Below are 15543 nucleotides of genomic sequence, written 5' to 3'. Positions count from 1 at the left end.
CGCGTACGCCTGAGCGCGTACGCCCGAGCTTGTACGTCCGAGCGCGTCCGCCTGAGCGCATAGTGGGCGTACTGGTGCCGTCTTCCAGGCGCCCTCGAGCGGCTGCCGCTCCAATGGCCTCCCCGATCAGCGGGATCGGGCGGAACGGAGGCTCTTCATGGGGAGTTGGACGGACTGGGAGGACGTCGGCGGGGCGATCCTTTCGGCGCCGAGCGCGGCGTCCCGGGCGACCGAACGCATCACCGTGGTCGCCCGCAACACCACCAACAAGATCGCCTACCGGTCGTGGACCGAGTCCGGCGGCTGGGACGATTGGAGCGACCTGGGCGGCCCGTTCGCCTACGACCCGGCGATCATCGCCTACCGGCCCGACCGCTACACCGTCTACGGGGTGGGTAACGGGCAGTCGGCGTACCGCAGGACCTACATCGACGGCTCCGGCTGGGAGGGCGGCTGGTCGGCCACCAACGAGGCCACCAAGATCTGGAGCGGGCTCGCCGCGGCGTCGGCGCGGGAAGGCCGGATCGATCTGTTCGGGCTCAACGCGACCAACCAGGTCCTGCACGCTACCGCCCCGCCGGACGCCGGCTGGGGGCCGTTCAACAACATCGGCGGCACCATCCAGGGCACGGTCGGTGCCGCGTCCTGGGGCACCGGCCGGGTCGACCTCGTCGCGCGGGGCGCCGCCAGCAACACCCTGTGGCACCGGGTGCTCAACGGCAGCACCTGGTCCACCTGGCGGGACATCGGCACCGGCTTCCTCTCCGGCCCTGCCGTCTGCACCTGGGGCCCCGACCGGTTGGACGTCTTCGCCAAGGGGCAGGACCACCAGATCCTGCACCGCTTCTGGAACGGCCTGACCTGGAGTGCCTGGGTCGACCTGGGCATCTCAGGCACCGACGACAACCCCGCCGCGGTCAGCCGCAACAAGGGCAACATCGAGCTGTTCATCCGCGGCCGCGACAACCACCTCTACCGGCGTACGTACACCGCCGACGCCGCCGAACTGGACTCCGGAGGTGTCACCGACCCCAGCTGACCCCTCGCTGCCCTCGCGCTCACCGTGCCGCCCCGGCCGCCGCCTCCTCCCCTGCCGGCGGCCGGGGCGGTGTCGTTGTGTCCGGTCGCCCGTGCGTCAGGGCGTCTCCGTGAGCGGCCCGGTGAGGTCCCGCGGGCCGTACAGCGCCGCCGGGGCGCCGGTGTGGAGGGCCCAGTAGCGGTCCCCGTACGACCAGTGCCACCACTCGGTCGGGTAGTTCACCAGCCCGGCCGAGGTCAGCGCCGCGCCCAGGGCGTCCCGGCGGGCGCGGGCCTCGGCGGGGATGTTCGCGGCCTCCGTGTAGCAGGCGCGTGCGCTCTCCTCCGGGGTCGCGTCCCAGGGCGTGCCCATGTCCAGCTCGCGCCCGTCCGCGTCGGCGAGCGTGAGGTCGACGGCGGCGCCGGCGCTGTGCGGGGCGAGTTCGGGCGGTGACACGTAGCGGCTCGCCGCGGCCCGGATCTCTCCTGCGGACCAGGCGGGGTGCGCGGCGCGCAGCCGGGCGGAGTAGCGCTCGAAGTAGTGCCGCTGGAGCTCCGGCGGCCGGTATCCCTCGATGAACAGCAGCCGCAGCCCCGGCGGCAGCGCCGACTGCGCCGCCAGCAGCCGCTCCAGCAGGCCCTGCCGCAGGTAGGCGTAGGCCCCGGCGGGATCCGCCGCCCGGCCGTCGACCAGCAGCCGCGGAGTGTGGCGTACGTCCGTCAGCGGCTCCCCGCACTCGCTGACTGGCACGGCCGCGACCCTCGGGTCGGACATCAAGGTGATTTCAGCCATGGGCTGATCGTCGCAGGCCCCTGCGTCGTACCCGTCATACCTGAGGGCTACGTGGCGAGTGCACCCCCTGGAGTGACGCCAACTACCCGCCCTGCTCCCTACCTTCCCCTATGTACGACATCCGGCACGGAAAGGGGACAGGGATGGCATCTCGTGTGCGCGGCCGTCTGCGCCGCACTCTGCTCGGCATGCTCGTCGCCGCCTCGGTGGCCGTGCCGGTGGCGGGAGCCGCGCGGCCCGCGGCGGTGCCGGCACCCGCGCCGTCGGCGCTCCCTGCGCTGACCGCCGCGACGCCCGCCGACCTCGATATGCGGTACGCGGCCCGTCGCGCGGACATACGGGCCGCCGAGCGGATGGCCGCCGGGCACGGGGACCGGCGGCGGGCTGCCGCGCTGCGGGACATGGCTGCACCGTCCCGGCAGTTCCTCTCCTTCGACGGGCGGGACGGGGGCCGTTCCGTCGAGGTCTTCGGGGATCTGTCGCGCGCCACGCGGGTCGCCGTCCTGGTGCCGGGATCGGACACCAGCCTGGAGCGGTACGGGCGCCTGCGCGCCGGGGCCGTCGCGCTGAAGCACCAGCTGGGGCGGCAGGGCGCCGTCGTCGCCTGGCTCGGGTACGAGACGCCGGGCACGGTGAGCCCCGAGGTGCTGACGGCGGGGCGGGCCGACCGGGCGGCGCCCCGGCTCGCCTCCTTCGCCCGGGAGTTGACCACTGCCGCGCCTCGCGCCCGGATATCGCTGCTCTGCCACTCCTACGGCTCGCTGGTCTGCGCCCGGGCCGCGTCCGGGCTGGCGGTCGCGGACATCGTCCTGTACGGGAGCCCGGGCGTCGGCGCGGACAGCGTCGGCCAGTTGCACACCCGGGCCGCCGTCTGGGCGGGCCGGGGCGCGCACGACTGGATAGCCGACGTTCCGCATGTGCGGATTCCACTGCTGGTCACCACCGTCGGGCTGGGGACCGATCCCGTCTCGAAGGGGTTCGGCGCCCGCACCTTCGACGCGGGCGACGGCGGCCACAGCGACTACCTCAAGCCCGGTTCCGTAAGCCTGCGGAGCCTGGCCCGGATCGTGGGGGGACGGGCATGCATGAGCTGATCCGGCGCATCGACGCCGCCACACCGCCCGAGCGCGACCGTGCCGTGGACGCGCTGCGCGCGTTCGCCATCCTCGGCGTGGTGCTCGGCCACTGGCTGGTGACCGCCCTCGTCGCCGACAGCGGTACGGTGCGGGCCGCCAGTCCGCTGCTGTACCAGCCCCATCTCACCCCGCTCACCTGGGCGTTGCAGACCCTCGCGGTCTTCTTCCTGGTGGGAGGGCTGATGAGCGCGCGCAGTCATGCCACCGCCTGCGCCCGCGGCGTGCCGTACCGGCAGTGGCTGGGCGCCCGGATGGCCCGGCTGTTCCGGCCGGTCGCCGCGGTGCTGGTGGTGTGGACCCTGGCGGCGGGGGCGATGCTGGCCTCCGGGGTGGGCCTGACGACCCTGCACACCCTGCTCAAACTGGTGCTGTCACCGCTGTGGTTCCTGCTGGTCTTCGCGGCGCTCACGGCGGTGACCCCGCTGGTGGCCCGGCTGCATCCGCTGTGGCCGCTCGCCGTCGTCCTCCACGTCGACCTGTTCCGGTTCGGCTTCGGCGGGCCCGCCTGGGTCGGCTGGATCAACCTGGCGGCGGGCTGGCTGGTCCCGTACTGCCTGGGCGCGGCGTGGGCGCGCGGCGGGCTGCGGGGGCGCACGGTCGGCTGGGTGCTGCTGCTCGGGGGAGGGGTGGTCACGGCCGGCCTCGTCCTGTTCGGTGGCTATCCGGCGGCCATGGTCGGGGTGCCCGGCGCCGCGATATCCAACCTCAACCCGCCGACCCTGGCCGCCGTCACCTTCGGCCTGGCCCAGTGCGGGGCGGCGCTGCTGCTGCTCGGTCCGCTGCGGCGGGCGCTGGCGCGGCCCGCGGTCTGGGCGGTGGTGGCGCTGCTGAACCTCTCCGCGATGACGGTCTTCCTGTGGCACCAGACCGCGATGATGGCGGTCACCTCGACCGTGCTGTGGCTGAGCGGCCCGCTGCCCGGTCTGCACACCGTGCCCGACGGGCCGGGCTGGCTGGCCGCCCGGCTGGCCTGGCTGCCGGTGTTCGCGGTGGCGCTGCTGGTGTGCCGGGCGGCGTTCGGCGCGTACGAGCACGGCAAGCCGCGCACGGACGGCCGGGTGGTGCGCGAGGGCCGCCCGGGCGGGGTGACGGGGGAGACGTGGAAGGGAGCGGGAGCGATGCGGCGTGGATAGGGTCACGTCCATGAGGGGGGGTGGGTGGTGAAGGTGACGCGGGGGCTGCGGGCGGTTCCGGGCGTCCTGCGCGAGGACCTGTGGACGACGGCGGCCGATCCGCTGCCGCGCCGGAGCGGGCCGAGCTGGCTGGTCTGGCTGCCCGCGTTGGCGCTCCCGGTGGTGCTGGGCGCGGTGACGCTGTTCATCGCGTGTGCCGACAAGTACGCGGAGCTGTACGGGTTCGGCCAGGGCCTCGGCATACTGCTCGCCGCGGTCCAGTCCGTGGCGCTCGCAGCGGCGCTGTTCCGGCCGGTCCCGGCGTGGTGGGCGATAACGGCCGTGACGATGGTGATCGTGCTGACCGCGCGGCCCGGGTCCATTTCCGAGACGACATTCCCTTGGTCCGGCGAGGGGCTGACGGTGCAGGCGCTGGTGCTGTTCCTGCTGGCGCTGCGCACCCGCCCCCGGATAGCGGTCGAGGTGCTGGCGATCAGCCTGCTGGTGGGCCTGGTCTCCCGTGTCTCCATCGAGCCGGTACCGCCCCCTGAGAGCGACGCGGGGTTCTTCGTCTCGGTCCTGGTGACAGCCGTGGTGGTCGGCACCGCCCTGCGCGGACGGCGGGTGGCCCGGGCGCGGCTGGTCGAGCAGCAGGAGCTGACCGCCGAGGAGCGGGCCCGGCGCACCCTGCTGGAGGAGCGCAACCGCATCGCCCGGGAGCTGCACGACGTGGTCGCGCACCATATGTCGGTGATCTCCATCCAGGCGCAGGTCGCCCCGCATCTGGCTGACAACCCGTCCGACGAGCTGAAGGAGAACCTGGCGGGCATCCGCCGCAGCGCGGTCGAGGCGCTGACCGAGCTGCGCCGGGTGCTGGGCGTGCTGCGCTCCGAGGACGCTCTCGCCGATGGCGTACGGCACGCCCCGCAGCCCACCCTCGACCGGCTGGACGAGTTGGTGGACACGGTGCGCAGCACCGGGATCGCGGTGGCCGTCGAGATAGCCGGTGAGCGTCGGCCGCTGCCGCCGGGCATCGAGCTGTCGGCGTTCCGCATCGTGCAGGAGGCGCTGAGCAATGTGATGCGGCACGCGCCGGGGGCCGAGGTGCGGGTGGAGATCGGGTACCACCCGGACGGGCTCACCGTCTGGGTCGCCAACACCGCCCCGGACCGCCCCGCCCTGCCCTCGCCGGGCGCCGGTCACGGGCTGCTCGGGATGCGCGAGCGCACCGCGATGCTCGGGGGCGAGCTGGCCACTGGTCCGACGCCGGACGGCGGTTACGAGGTGGCCGCCGTACTGCCCCTGCGCGAGCCCGACCTTTCCCCCGCCACGAGTCCCCCCACTACGAGTCCCCCCACTACGAGTCTCCCCGCTACGAGGCCGACCGAGACCGCCGAGGACACCGCATGACGACGAGCATCCGCGTCCTGATCGCCGACGACCAGAGCATGGTCCGGCAGGGCTTCACGGTGCTGCTGAACGCCGAACCCGGCATCGAGGTCGTCGGCCAGGCCGTGGACGGTGAGGATGCCATCGCCCAGGTCGCCGAACTCGCCCCCGATGTCGTCCTGATGGACATCCGCATGCCCGGCCTCGGCGGTATCGAGGCCACCCGTCGGCTCACCGAACCCGACGGTGCCACCGTCAAGGTGCTCGTCCTCACCACCTTCGACCTCGACGAGTATGTGTACGAGGCGCTGCGCGCGGGCGCGTCCGGGTTTCTGCTGAAGGACGCGTCGGCCGAGGAACTGGCCCATGCGGTACGGGTGGTGGCGGCCGGGGAGGCGTTGCTCGCGCCGAACATCACCAAGCGTCTGATCGCGGAGTTCTCCCGGGTGACCGCCGCTGCCCCGCGCGCTCCTCTCAAGGACCGCATCGGCGATCTGACGGGGCGCGAGACCGAGGTGCTGGCCCTGATCGCCCAGGGCCTGTCGAACGCGGAGATCGCCACCCGGCTGGTGGTGGCGGAGCAGACCGTGAAGACCCATGTCGGCCGGATCCTGCTCAAGCTGGGCCTGCGCGACCGTACACAGGCCGCGGTCTTCGCGTTCGAGTCGGGTCTGGTGCGCCCTACGGCACTCTGATGTAGTTCATGTATATGAATTGATGTTCAGGCATTGAAGACATGGCCTTATCCATTGACCTCCTGTGTTCACCTCTTTATCGTCACTGCGACCGTCACCGGCGAACCACGACGGAGAACAATGACGTACTCCACCTCCCGGCTGCCGCGCGCCGCCCGGCTGATCGCCCCGCTTCTCGTCTGCGGGCTGATCGCCGCCGTGCCCCCGGCGTCCGCCGCTCCCGAATCCGACTCCTCAGCGGCGGCCCGTGCCGGCGCCGGGGGCTGTGCGCGTGGGCCGTCCGACGGCTGGGCGCTGACCTCCGACCGCATCGATCCCAAGGACAGCTACCACGCGTACGTGGGCAACGGCTATCTCGGGCAGCGCGTGCCGCCGAACGGCACCGGTTACACGGGCGGCGGCGACAAGACCGGATGGCCGCTGTTCACGCCCCGCTACGACGGAGCGTTCGTCTCCGGCCTGTACGGGCACAACAAGAAGACCACCGAGAACCGGCAGGTCGCCGCCGCCATCCCCAACTGGTCCACGCTGAACGTGGCCACCGGGGGCAAGGGCGCGGAGACCTTCGGCTCGGGTACGTCCGCCGGGCACATCTCGCACTACCGGCAGACCGTCTTCATGCGCTGCGGCTTCGTCCGTACGTCCCTCACCTGGACGGCGTCCGACGGCCGCGCCACCGACCTCACCTACGACGTGCTCGCCGACCGCAACGACGCGCACGTGGGCGCCGTACGGCTGCGCATGACTCCGCACTGGAGCGGCGACGCCACCGTCACCGACCGCATCGACGGGCGCGGTGCCCGGCGCATGACGCAGACCGGCGGCGGAGCCCATGGCGACCGTACGGTCGATGTGGCGTTCCGTACGGACGGCACCAAGACCGACGGCGCTGTCGCGTCCACCCTGCGGCCCGGCCGTAACGTACAGAACGCGAAGGCGGAACGGGCCGATCAGGGCGGTGAGTTGAGCGCCCGGCAGGGCGTCCGCTTCCCGGTGCGGCAGGGCCGCGCCTATGAGTTCACCAAGTACGTCGGCGTCGACACCGCGCTGACCTCCCACGCCCCGCGCGCCGACGCCGTCGCCGCCTCCCGCCGGGCCGCCGATCGCGGCTGGCCCGCGCTGTTCACCGAGCACACCGCCGCGTGGCGCAAGCTCTGGCGCTCCGACATCGAGATCGGCGGCCGCAGGCAGCGCGACCTCCAGAACTGGGTGCGGTCCGCGCAGTACGGGCTGCTGTCCGCCACCCGCGCCGGCTCCCGCAACAGCATCTCCCCGACCGGGCTGACCAGCGACAACTACGGTGGCCTGATCTTCTGGGACGCCGAGACCTGGATGTACCCGGGGCTGCTGGCGACCCATCCCGAACTGGCCAAGTCCGTGGTCGAGTACCGCTACAAGACCCGCGCCGGTGCCCGTACGAACGCGCGCAAGCTCGGCTACCCCGGCCTCTTCTACCCCTGGACCAGCGCGAGCAAGGGCGGGCTGTGGACCGAATGCCACAGCTGGGACCCGCCGCACTGCCGCACCCAGAACCACCTCCAGAGCGACATCGCCCTCGCGGCCTGGCAGTACTTCCAGGCCACCGGGGACGCCGCCTGGCTGCGCGAGCGCGGCTGGCCGGTGCTCAAGGGCATCGCCGAGTTCTGGGCCGGGCGCGTCACCCACAACGACGACGGCAGCTACTCCATCAAGAACGTCGCGGGCCCAGACGAGTACAGCAACGGCGTGGACGACGCGGTGTTCACCAACGCCGGAGCCGCCACCGCCCTGCGCCACGCCGCCCGCGCCGCCCGCGTCCTCGGCGAGGAGCCCCCGGCCGCCTGGACCCGGATCGCGGACAAGCTGCGCATCCCGTACGACAAGAAGAAGCAGGTCTTCCAGCAGTACGACGGCTACAAGGGCTCGCTGATCAAGCAGGCGGACACCGTGCTGCTCATGTACCCGCTGGAGTGGCCGATGTCCGGGCAGTCCGCCGCCAAGACGCTCGACTACTACGCGGCGCGCACCGACCCCGACGGCCCGGCCATGACCGACTCGGTGCACGCGATCGACGCCGCGTCCATCGGGGAGCCCGGCTGCTCCTCGTACACGTACCTGATGCGTTCCATCAAGCCGTTCGTGCGCGGCCCGTTCGACCAGTTCTCGGAGGCGCGCGGCGAGAAGGCGGGCGCCAACGACCCGCTGGCCGGGTCCCCCGCACAGGACTTCCTCACCGGCAAGGGCGGCTTCCTCCAGGTCTTCACCCACGGCCTGACCGGGATGCGGCTGCGCGAGGACGCCGTACGGCTCGACCCCATGCTGCCGCCGCAGCTCCGCGACGGCGTCACCCTGCGGGGGCTGCGCTGGCAGGGCCGTACGTACGACGTGGCGATCGGCCCGCACGAGACGACGGTGCGGCTGACCTCCGGGGCGCCGTTCGACATCGAGACCCCGCAGGGCGGGAAGCAGGTCGTGAGCGAGGGCGCCCCCGCCGTCCTCAAGACCCGCCGCCCGGACCTCACGCCGACCACCAACCTCGCCCGCTGCCAGGAGGCGACGGCGAGTTCGCAGGAGCCGGGCATGGAGCCGGGCGCCGCCCTCGACGGCAACGCGGCCACCGCCTGGGTCCCGAACGCGGCCCGGGGCGCGCTCACCGCCGACCTCGGCCGGACCGTACGGATCGGCGAGGTCACCCCGCAGTGGACCACCACCCGCCCCGCCTCGCACCGCACTCAGGTCTCGCTCGACGGACGGCACTGGCGCGACGGGACGACGGGCCCGGCCCGCTATGTCCGCGTCACGCTGCGCTCGGCGGACGACAAGAAGCGCGCGGGCATCGAGGAGCTGAAGGTGACCAAGTGACCAGGTGACACGGTCACCGGGCGTGCGGTGCACGGAGCATCAAGAACTGTGCACCGCACGCCAATGACATCCGGCGGCTGCCGGTCCATGCTGATCAGCGAAGGTGAGCAGGGCTTCGACGGGGGGAGTCCTGCTCGCCTTCACCCGTGCGGTCCGACAGCCGCGATTGCTGCACCTGCTGCGACAGCGCCGTCCGGCGGAAGTCCCGGGGCGGTAGGCCATAGGCGCCGCGGAACGCCCGGCTGAAGTCGGCCGCGTGGCCGAAGCCCCAGCGCGCGGCGATGGTGTGGATGGGGAGGCCGCTCTGCGCGGGATCGGCCAGGTCGCGGCAGCAGCGCTCCAGGCGCTGGGCGCGGATCCAGGCGGCGACGGTGTGCCCCTGCCGCTCGAAGAGCCGGTGGAGGTAGCGCACCGAGATGTGATGGGCCGCGGCGATCGAGCCCGGGGTCAGATCGGGGGTGTGCAGGTTCCGTTGCACGAAGTCCTGGATCCGCAGGACGAGTGCGCGCCGGTGGCTCTCGGGGGCCATCCGACCGGCGGCGTCCCCGGACCCGGCCCCTGCTCCGGCCCCGGCCCCGGCCCCGGACCCGGCCCCCGCTCCGGCCTCCGCGTCGCCGTCCAGTTCGTGCGCGAGCAGCGCGGTGAGCAGATCGACCACCACGGTGCCCAGGCGCGGGGCGTCGGCCGGGCGGTACGCGGTGTGCTCGGCGCTCAGCCGGATGAGGACGTCGGCGAGGAGGGCGCCGATGCCGGTCCGCCCCGACAGCCGCCGCCCGAGCAGCCGGTCGAGGTCGGCCGCCGGGAACGGCAGCAGGGGCGGCGGGACGGCGACCGTCAACGTGTCCGTTCTGCCGCGCCCGACGACGGCCTCGTAGGGCCGGGACGTGCAGGAGAGCATGAACTGCCGGGCGCCGAGCGTCGTGGTCGCGCCCGCGTGCCGGACGTCCGTCTCCCCGCGCAGATGCAGCTGGAGGTGGTACAGCTCCGGATCCGACCGGCGGATGTGGACCGGTGTCCGGTGGTTCCACAGGGAGGGGACGGAGGTGCCGGACACCATGACCTGCCCCAGGTGGACGCCCCACATCGTCGCCCGGAAGTCGCCCTCGTGGGTGCTGCGCAGCTCCATGGGGATCGTCGTCCGGTCGCACAGGGCACGCCAGGCCGCGAACCGTTCCGAGGGCGGGATGTCGTCGATCTGGACCACCATCTCGATCATCACCCTTCTGATGTGCGGTTGTTGTGCGGTGATCGCCTGGTGTGACCCTAATCGGTGCCCATAAGTGTTTGATGAACGGTCCGGTGATGGCGGTCCGGTGTTGAACAGTCCGCGTGACGGCGTCAGGGCGCGGTGAGCACCCGCGGTCCGTCGTCCGTGATCGCCACGGTTTGCTCGCTGTGCGTCGCCCGGCTGCCGTCCACCGTACGGAGCGTCCAGCCGTCGTCGTCCGTCAGATACGCGTCCCGGCCGCCCGCCATGAACATCGGCTCGATGGCCAGCACCAGCCCGTGCCGCAGCGGGTAACCGCGCCCCGGCCGCCCCTCGTTGGGCACCGGCGGGTCCTCGTGCATCCGCCGTCCCACGCCATGGCCGCCGAAGTCCGCGGGGATGCCGTACCCGGCCGCCCGGCCCACCGTTCCGATGGCGTGCGCGATGTCGCCGATCCGGCCGCCGACGACGGCCGCCGCGATGGCCGCTTCCAGTGCCTTCCGGCCGGTCTCGACCAGCCGCACGTCCTCGGGGCGGGCGGTGCCGACGATGAAGCTGGTCGCACAGTCGCTGGCCCAGCCGTCGAGGACCGCGCCGCAGTCGATGGACACCACATCGCCGTCGCGCAGCCGGTACCCGTTCGGGATGCCGTGCACGATCGCGTCGTTGACCGAGGCGCAGATGGCCGCGGGGAAGGGGGTCGGGGCGAAGCCCGGCCGGTAGCCGAGGAACGGGGACGTGGCCCCGGCCCGGCGCAGCACCTCCCGGGCCACCTCGTCCAGTTCGCGCAGGCTCACGCCGACGGCGGCGGCCTCGCGCGCCGCCGTGAGGATGCCCGCGGCGACCCGGCCCGCCTCCCGCATGGCGTCCAGCGACGCGTCCGTCTTGATTTCCACCACAGTGCTGCCCTCCCGAGGCTACCCAATTCTTATACCGGTATTAGTATCACGGTCATGGTGCGCACTCCTCTCACTCCGTCGGAACGCGAACGCGGCCGCTTCCTCGGTGTCCTGCTGCGGCAGGCCCGGGGCGAGCGCAGCATGGCGGACGTCGCCGCCGGGGCCGGGATCTCGGCGGAGACCCTCCGCAAGATCGAGACCGGCCGGGCCCCCACTCCCGCCTTCTTCACCATCGCCGCCCTGGCCACCACCCTGGGCTTGCGGCTGGACGACATCGCCGCGCGCTGTGCCGCGGCCGCCGTCCCGGAGGAGGTGCCGCGCGACGAGGCGGCGTAACGGCCCCGCCCCCGGCTCGTTTGTTGCGGAAGGATGAAATCCGCACACGTGTGTGTTGGGTCTTCCGGCAGCAGTGGAAACCGGGAGGTCATGAGTGGCGGGCGGCAAAGGCGGCAACACCGATAAAGGTGGCAACGCCGACAACGGTGACAATGCGGACGCACGACAGGGCTGGGGGCGGCGGCTGACCCGCCACTGCATGCGGTACCGCCGCAATGTGCTGCTCGCGCTCGGGGCCTCGCTCGCCGGGATGGGCGTCATGGCGCTGGTCCCGCTCGTCACCAAGCTGATCATCGACGAGGTGATCGTCCGGCACGACCGGGCGCTCGCGCCCTGGGCCGTCCTGCTGATCGTCGCGGCCCTCGTCGTCTACGCCCTCACCTACGTCCGCCGCTTCTACGGCGGACGGCTCGCGCTCGACGTCCAGCACGATCTGCGGACCCAGATGTACGCGTCCCTGGTCCGCCTCGACGGCAGGCGCCAGGACGAGCTGTCCACCGGCCAGATCGTCGGCCGCGCCACCAGCGACCTCCAGCTGATCCAGGGCCTGCTCTTCATGGTGCCGATGATGATCGGCAACGTGCTGCTCTTCCTGGTCTCCCTCGTCGTGATGGCGGTGCTCTCCCCGCTGCTCACCGTCGTCGCCCTCGCCGTCGCGCCCGCCCTGTGGGTCCTCGCCTCGCGCAGCCGCATCCGGCTCTTCCCCGCCACCTGGTACGCCCAGGGCCAGGCGGCAGCCGTCGCCGGGGTCGTGGACGGGGCCGTCACCGGCGTCCGCGTCGTCAAGGGCTTCGGCCAGGAGGGGCAGGAGACGGGCAAGCTCCGCGAGGTCGGCCGCGGTCTCTTCGCCGCCCGGCTGCGCACGGTCCGCCTCAACGCCCGCTACACCCCCGCCCTCCAGGCCGTCCCCGCGCTCGGCCAGGTCGCGATGCTGGCCCTCGGCGGCTGGATGGCCACCCGCGGGCAGATCACCCTCGGCACGTTCGTCGCCTTCTCGACTTATCTCGCGCAGCTCGTCGGCCCGGTGCGGATGCTCACCATGATGCTGACCGTCGGCCAGCAGGCCCGGGCCGGTGTCGAGCGGGTCTACGAACTCATCGACACCGAACCGGTCATCCAGGAGCGCCCGGACGCGCGCGAACTGCCCGCGGACGCGCCCGCGACGGTCGAATTCGAGCACGTCACCTTCGGCTACGACCCCGACCGGCCGGTGCTCTCCGATGTGTCGCTGCGCATCGAACCGGGCGAGACGGTCGCCGTGGTCGGCGCCTCGGGCAGCGGCAAATCCACCCTGTCCATGCTGCTGCCCCGCTTCTACGACGTGACGGACGGCGCGGTGCGGATCGGCGGCCACGATGTGCGCGAGCTGACGTACGAGTCGCTGCGCGCCGCCATCGGGCTCGTCCCCGAGGACAGCTTCCTCTTCTCCGACACCGTGCGCGCCAACCTCGCCTACGGGCTGCCGGACGCCGACGACGAGCAGATCCGGGCCGCCGCCCGCGCCGCCCAGGCCGATGGCTTCATCTCCGCCCTCCCGGACGGCTACGACACCGAGGTCGGCGAGCAGGGCCTCACCCTCTCCGGCGGCCAGCGCCAGCGCATGGCCCTGGCCCGCGCGATCCTCACCGACCCGCGGCTGCTCGTTCTCGACGACGCCACCTCGGCGGTGGACGCGCGCGTCGAGCACGAGATCCACGAGGCGCTGCGGGGCGTCATGGCGGGCCGTACGACCCTCCTCATCGCCCACCGCCTGTCCACCCTCGCCCTCGCCGACCGCATCGCCGTCCTGGACGGCGGCCGCCTGGTCGACCTCGGCACGGACGAGGAACTGCGCAAGCGCTGCGAGCTGTACCGCCGTCTGCTGACGGACCCGGACGAGCTGAGCGGCATCACCCGCGACCCGGCCGGGCGCCTCGCCGTGCAGCCGCGCGGGGGCGACGACCCCGAGCACGCCGCCCCGCAGCCGACGGCGGGGTACGCCGGGGCGTTCGGCGGCGAAGCGGCCGCAACGGGGCTGGCCGAGCCGTGTCTCGACGGTGAGGCGTCCGCGAACGGCAGCGGCAGCGGCAGCGGCGACCGGCCGACGGCACAGGTGCGCGGCGGCGACGACCCCGCGCATGCCGCACCGCGCACCGCGGGCGGGGTGACCCCGGAGCTATGGGTGCGGCGCGACGGGGACGGCGACACGGCGGGCCCGGAGGCGCGTACCGCCACCGCACCACCCGCCCCCGGGATGGCCGGGGCGCTGGCCGGGATGCCCGCCACGCCCGAGCTGCTGGCCAAGGTCGAGGCCCTGCCGCCCGCCACGGACACGCCCGAGGTGGACGAGGAGCGGGCCGCGCGGCCCGAAGAGGCCTACGGACTGCGGCAGTTGCTGCGCGGGTTCGGGACCTCCCTGCTGTTCTGCCTGCTGCTGGTGACGGTCGACGCGGTGTCCGGGCTGCTGCTGCCCGTGCTCATCCGGCACGGCATCGACCAGGGCGTCCAGCGCATGGCGCTGGGCGCGGTGTGGGCGGCGTCCGGGCTGGCGCTGGTCGTCGTCCTCGCGCAGTGGGCCGCCCAGTTCGGGGCGATGCGGCTGACCGGGCGCACGGGCGAACGCGTGCTGTACGCCCTGCGGGTCAAGATCTTCGCGCAGTTGCAGCGGCTCGGACTCGACTACTACGAGCGCGAGCTGACCGGCAAGATCATGACGCGGATGACCACCGACGTGGACGCGCTGTCGACGTTCCTCCAGACCGGTCTGGTCACCGCCGTCGTCAGCCTGCTGACCTTCTTCGGCATCCTGGTCGCGCTGCTGGTGATCGACGTCCAGCTGGCGCTGGTGGTGTTCGCCACCCTGCCGCCGCTGATCATCGGCACGTTCGTCTTCCGCCGCAAGAGCGTCAAGGCGTACGAACTCGCCCGTGAGCGCGTGGGCACCGTCAACGCCGATCTCCAGGAGAGCGTGGCGGGGCTGCGCATCGTGCAGGCGTTCCGGCGCGAGGGCGTCGGCCGGGAGCGGTTCGCGGGGCGCAGCGACGCGTACCGGCAGGCGCGGGTGCGCGGCCAGTGGCTGATCTCGGTGTACTTCCCGTTCGTCCAGCTGCTGTCGTCCACCGCCGCCGCGCTGGTGCTGATCGTCGGCTCCGGGCGGGTGAGCGACGGGACGCTGACGGCGGGGGCGCTGGTCGCCTATCTGCTCTACATCGACCTGTTCTTCGCGCCCGTCCAGCAGCTCTCCCAGGTGTTCGACGGCTATCAGCAGGCCACGGTGTCGCTGGGCCGCATCCAGGAGCTGCTGCGGGAGCCGACCACCACCCCGGCGCCGAAGAACCCGCGCGCGGTGCGGACGGTGCGCGGCGAAGTGGCCTTCGAGGACGTGCGCTTCCGGTATGGCGGTGCCGATGGTGCGGCCGCCGAGGAGGCCCTGTCGGGCATCGACCTCACGATCCCGGCCGGGCAGACGGTGGCGTTCGTGGGGGAGACGGGCGCGGGCAAGTCCACGCTCGTCAAGCTGGTCGCCCGCTTCTACGACCCCACCGGCGGCGCCGTACGGGTCGACGGCACGGATCTGCGCGAGCTGGACCTCACCGCGTACCGCAACCGGCTGGGCGTCGTCCCGCAGGAGCCGTATCTCTTCCCCGGGACCGTGCGCGACGCCATCGCCTACGGACGGCCCGACGCGAGCGACGCCGACGTGGAAGCGGCCGCGCGGGCGGTCGGCGCCCACGCCATGGTGGCCTCGCTCGACGGCGGCTATCTGCACGCGGTCTCCGAGCGCGGGCGCAATCTGTCGGCCGGGCAGCGCCAGCTGATCGCGCTCGCGCGCGCCGAGCTGGTCGACCCGGACATCCTGCTGCTCGACGAGGCCACGGCCGCGCTCGACCTGGCCACCGAGGGCCTGGTCAACCAGGCCACGGACCGGCTGGCGGGCCGACGCACCACACTGGTCGTCGCGCACCGGCTGACCACCGCGGCCCGCGCGGACCGGGTGGTGGTCCTGGACCACGGACGGGTCGTCGAGGACGGTACGCACGAGGAGCTGGTGGCACGGCCGGACGGCCGGTATGCCGAGCTGTGGCGCACCTTCACGGGAGAGACGGCCCCGGTGGGGGCGTAACACCCCGCCGTCGGGG

At 72.9% G+C, this 15543-nt stretch carries 11 protein-coding genes; 8 read left to right on the top strand and 3 right to left on the bottom strand.

The genetic code is table 11. The features are described 5' to 3' along the window. Nucleotides 1-157 precede the first annotated feature (157 nt). On the top strand, nt 158-1039 hold the full coding sequence (locus HYQ63_RS16055; RefSeq protein WP_179934438.1) for a hypothetical protein: 882 nt from the start codon (nt 158-160) through the stop codon (nt 1037-1039). Between the two features lie 96 nt (nt 1040-1135). On the opposite strand, the gene HYQ63_RS16050 is transcribed toward HYQ63_RS16055, so the two are convergent. Then, complete coding sequence (locus HYQ63_RS16050) at nt 1136-1810, bottom strand: M15 family metallopeptidase (protein ID WP_179934436.1); 675 nt, start codon at nt 1808-1810, stop codon at nt 1136-1138. A 143-nt stretch (nt 1811-1953) separates the two neighbouring features. Between HYQ63_RS16050 and HYQ63_RS16045 the strand changes: the two genes are divergently transcribed. The 5 genes from HYQ63_RS16045 (at nt 1954) to HYQ63_RS16025 (ending at nt 8983) form a co-directional block, all read left to right on the top strand. After that, complete coding sequence (locus tag HYQ63_RS16045) at nt 1954-2904, top strand: alpha/beta hydrolase (protein ID WP_179934434.1); 951 nt, start codon at nt 1954-1956, stop codon at nt 2902-2904. Beyond that, entirely contained in the window at nt 2892-4079 is a 1188-nt protein-coding gene (locus tag HYQ63_RS16040; RefSeq protein ID WP_179934432.1) for an acyltransferase, read from the top strand. The genes HYQ63_RS16045 and HYQ63_RS16040 overlap by 13 nt, the downstream gene beginning before the upstream one ends. Nucleotides 4080-4106: 27 nt before the next feature. After that, nucleotides 4107-5468 (top strand): sensor histidine kinase, encoded by a 1362-nt coding sequence (locus HYQ63_RS16035; protein ID WP_179940169.1) that lies wholly within the window; start codon nt 4107-4109, stop codon nt 5466-5468. Then, the gene (locus HYQ63_RS16030; RefSeq protein WP_179934430.1) at nt 5465-6142 is read left to right on the top strand and encodes a response regulator transcription factor; all 678 of its coding nucleotides are present in this window, start codon (nt 5465-5467) and stop codon (nt 6140-6142) included. Before HYQ63_RS16035 ends, HYQ63_RS16030 begins: the two co-directional genes overlap by 4 nt. A 120-nt stretch (nt 6143-6262) precedes the next feature. Further along, complete coding sequence (locus HYQ63_RS16025) at nt 6263-8983, top strand: glycosyl hydrolase family 65 protein (RefSeq protein ID WP_179934428.1); 2721 nt, start codon at nt 6263-6265, stop codon at nt 8981-8983. A gap of 94 nt (nt 8984-9077) precedes the next feature. Here the strand turns inward: HYQ63_RS16025 and HYQ63_RS16020 are convergent, their stop codons facing one another. Further along, nucleotides 9078-10199 (bottom strand): helix-turn-helix domain-containing protein, encoded by a 1122-nt coding sequence (locus HYQ63_RS16020; RefSeq protein ID WP_179934427.1) that lies wholly within the window; start codon nt 10197-10199, stop codon nt 9078-9080. 122 nt (nt 10200-10321) lie between these two features. Further along, entirely contained in the window at nt 10322-11089 is a 768-nt protein-coding gene (map, locus tag HYQ63_RS16015; RefSeq protein ID WP_179934426.1) for a type I methionyl aminopeptidase, read from the bottom strand. 54 nt (nt 11090-11143) lie between these two features. Here map and HYQ63_RS16010 point away from each other — a divergent pair, with 54 nt between their 5' ends. Together HYQ63_RS16010 and HYQ63_RS16005 are read left to right on the top strand one after the other, a co-directional pair. Beyond that, nucleotides 11144-11425, top strand: a complete 282-nt coding sequence (locus HYQ63_RS16010; protein ID WP_179934425.1) for a helix-turn-helix domain-containing protein — start codon at nt 11144-11146, stop codon at nt 11423-11425. 199 nt (nt 11426-11624) lie between these two features. After that, on the top strand, nt 11625-15527 hold the full coding sequence (locus tag HYQ63_RS16005) for an ABC transporter ATP-binding protein (protein ID WP_179940167.1): 3903 nt from the start codon (nt 11625-11627) through the stop codon (nt 15525-15527). The last annotated feature ends 16 nt before the right edge of the window (nt 15528-15543 follow it).

This window comes from Streptomyces sp. Rer75 (genome assembly GCF_013414305.1).
Classification (GTDB): Bacteria; Actinomycetota; Actinomycetes; order Streptomycetales; family Streptomycetaceae; genus Streptomyces; species Streptomyces himastatinicus.
This window is presented reverse-complemented; position numbering and strand designations above follow the sequence as displayed.

What these genes read in the sequence shown, in the direction of transcription:
- HYQ63_RS16025 (WP_179934428.1), top strand. Translation starts at nt 6,263, where the DNA reads ATGACGTACTCCACCTCCCGGCTGCCGCGCGCCGCCCGGCTGATCGCC.
- HYQ63_RS16005 (WP_179940167.1), top strand. Translation starts at nt 11,625, where the DNA reads ATGCGGTACCGCCGCAATGTGCTGCTCGCGCTCGGGGCCTCGCTCGCC.
- HYQ63_RS16040 (WP_179934432.1), top strand. Translation starts at nt 2,892, where the DNA reads ATGCATGAGCTGATCCGGCGCATCGACGCCGCCACACCGCCCGAGCGC.
- HYQ63_RS16045 (WP_179934434.1), top strand. Translation starts at nt 1,954, where the DNA reads ATGGCATCTCGTGTGCGCGGCCGTCTGCGCCGCACTCTGCTCGGCATG.
- HYQ63_RS16055 (WP_179934438.1), top strand. Translation starts at nt 158, where the DNA reads ATGGGGAGTTGGACGGACTGGGAGGACGTCGGCGGGGCGATCCTTTCG.
- HYQ63_RS16020 (WP_179934427.1), bottom strand. Translation starts at nt 10,199, where the DNA reads ATGATCGAGATGGTGGTCCAGATCGACGACATCCCGCCCTCGGAACGG.
- HYQ63_RS16050 (WP_179934436.1), bottom strand. Translation starts at nt 1,810, where the DNA reads ATGGCTGAAATCACCTTGATGTCCGACCCGAGGGTCGCGGCCGTGCCA.
- HYQ63_RS16010 (WP_179934425.1), top strand. Translation starts at nt 11,144, where the DNA reads ATGGTGCGCACTCCTCTCACTCCGTCGGAACGCGAACGCGGCCGCTTC.
- HYQ63_RS16030 (WP_179934430.1), top strand. Translation starts at nt 5,465, where the DNA reads ATGACGACGAGCATCCGCGTCCTGATCGCCGACGACCAGAGCATGGTC.